At 60.7% G+C, this 2,223-nt stretch carries 2 protein-coding genes; both read right to left on the bottom strand.

The features are described from left to right. Nucleotides 1-832: AMP-binding protein (locus tag WAW17_RS02375; RefSeq protein ID WP_422331420.1), on the bottom strand; the 832-nt coding region annotated here is incomplete at its 3' end. Further along, entirely contained in the window at nt 825-2,042 is a 1,218-nt protein-coding gene (locus WAW17_RS02370) for a thiolase family protein (protein WP_422331419.1), read from the bottom strand. The genes WAW17_RS02375 and WAW17_RS02370, both read right to left, overlap by 8 nt. Nucleotides 2,043-2,223: the final 181 nt, after the last annotated feature.

Below are 2,223 nucleotides of genomic sequence, written 5' to 3'. Positions count from 1 at the left end.
CCTTGTAACGTTCGATGAGATCAGCGGCAAGATCAGGCCGCCACTGATCCATGAATACCGAACTTCCGCCGCCGACTGCAGGCCTGCAGATATTGAGGACCCCGGCGATATGTCCCGCGGGGAACGCGACAAGGCTCACGTAGTCACCGTCGCCCACTCCCTGAATCGGCGAGTTCGACAGCTCCGCCAACAACGAATTATGGCTGTGTAAAACACCTTTGGGATCGGATGTGGTTCCGGATGTGTACAGAAGGAGGCACACCTCGTCGGCATCCGCCGACGGACGGATGTACGCGCCGCCCTGGGCGACTTCCTCCCACGACACGCATGCAGAGTGAGCGCCGTCCCCGACCATGATGAGATGCTCCAAGGAGCCGATTTCCAGCAGACCGGCAACGCGGTCTCGGTAGTCGGTTGCCCCGAGCCTGGCTGGGAGAATCAGGGCGCGGGCCCCGGACTGCCGCAGTATGAAATCGACTTCTTTGAGGCCGTAAATCGGAATGATCGGCAGCAGGGTTGCGCCGGACAATAGAACGGCTAGATGTGCGATGTAGCATTCGGGAGAGTTCGGCAGTTGCACCGCCACTCGATCACCTGTCCCGATTCCTCGAGCCTGCAGCCCTGCTGCGAACGCTGTTGCCTCCCGGAAAAGGGTGCCGACGGTGGTTTCGGTCGAACGTCCATCTGCGACGAAAACTATCGTATTGTCAGCGAATTCGACACCTCCGCGTTCGATCGCGTCGACCATCGTCTGACCGCTGTAGAGACCACGCTGATAGTACTGCCCGCGAAGTTCGGTGAGCTGTTCGGACAACGCGCCATTCTCAATCATGCTGTCCAGAACCAGCCGATGGGACGTGGATGACGACGGCGCCGGCCTGACCCCCACCTGCGCACATTGCTGCAACGGCGTATCCGCCATCGCGTCGACGCAACTGGTGGATCAACGTGACAATCATCCTCGCGCCTGACGCGGCTACCGGATGCCCCAGGCTGCACCCACTACCTGCGGTATTCACCAAGGAATCATCGATTCCGAGTTTCTTGCACGCGGCAATGGAAACGGATGCGAATGCCTCGTTGATTTCCCAGAGGTCGACGTCGTCGACGGAGATGCCCGCTCGTTCGAGGACTTTGGGAATAACGTCGATAACGGCGAGGCCCGTGCGAGCAGGTTCTACCGCTGATGTCGCCCAGGCCCGGATGGTGGCGAGGATCTCCACGTCTTCCGATTCGGCGAATTCGCGTCGCGCAACAAGTACCGCAGCAGCACCGTCGTTGATTCCGCTGGAATTTCCTGCTGTGATGGAGAAACTGTCGATCTCGGGATGGATGACCCTGAGCGACGCCAGTTTCTCGGCAGTAGAGCCGCGGCGAGGGTGCTCATCGGTGGTGAACTGCGACACGGTACCTTCGGATATTCGCACCGGTACCGGAACTATCTCTTCCTCGAAGGCTCCGGCGTCGATAGCTGCGAGCGCCCGCTCATGCGAGCGCAAAGCCCATGTGTCCATCTCCTCGCGTGAAATACCGAGTTCCTTGGCGGTGTTCCAACCCACGGTTATCGACATGTCCATATTGGGGGCGTCATCGGTAGCTGGGTGACTCGGCGACATCCACGGCTCGATGAACTCGTCGACGGTGCCAGGCGTCCGGAACTTCAGGTGCGGTGCCGTCGAACTCGATTGGACTCCGCCCGCGATCACCGCCCGCTCAGCGCCGCTGACCACCATAGCCGCGGCATTACCGATGGCGGTCAGACTGCCGGCGCAGTGCCGATTGACTGCTTGTCCCGGTACGTGTGTCATCCCCGTCGCGACTGCGGCGTTTCGCGCGAGATCTCCACCACCGTAGTTCGATTCGGCAAGGACGATGTCGTCGATGCTGTGTGAATCCAACCCGGATCGGCTTGTCACTCCTTCGATGATGATCTGGGATAGCTCCATGGCGGTGGTCTCGCGCAGCGTGCCTTTGTGGGCGGTTCCGATCGGGGTACGAACGGCTGCGACGATAACTGCATCGGACGGATTGTCAGCGGGCACGGCGGGGTCCTCGGGTCTCGACATGGGGGATGGAAAATTGCGGGGCGTCAATCGGTCACCCGAATTGTTCCTCGATCGGGGTGAACTCCGGCATCGTGAGGCCACGGCGCAACCAGTTGGCTCCGTCCAACACGAGCGTGTGACCGGACAGGTATGCCGCATACGGTGAGCACATGAACGT

This window comes from Rhodococcus sp. (in: high G+C Gram-positive bacteria) (assembly GCF_049286785.1).
In the GTDB taxonomy this organism is placed as follows: domain Bacteria; phylum Actinomycetota; class Actinomycetes; order Mycobacteriales; family Mycobacteriaceae; genus Rhodococcus_F.
Note: the sequence above shows the minus strand (reverse complement) of the source record. Positions and strands in the feature narration are given on the sequence as shown.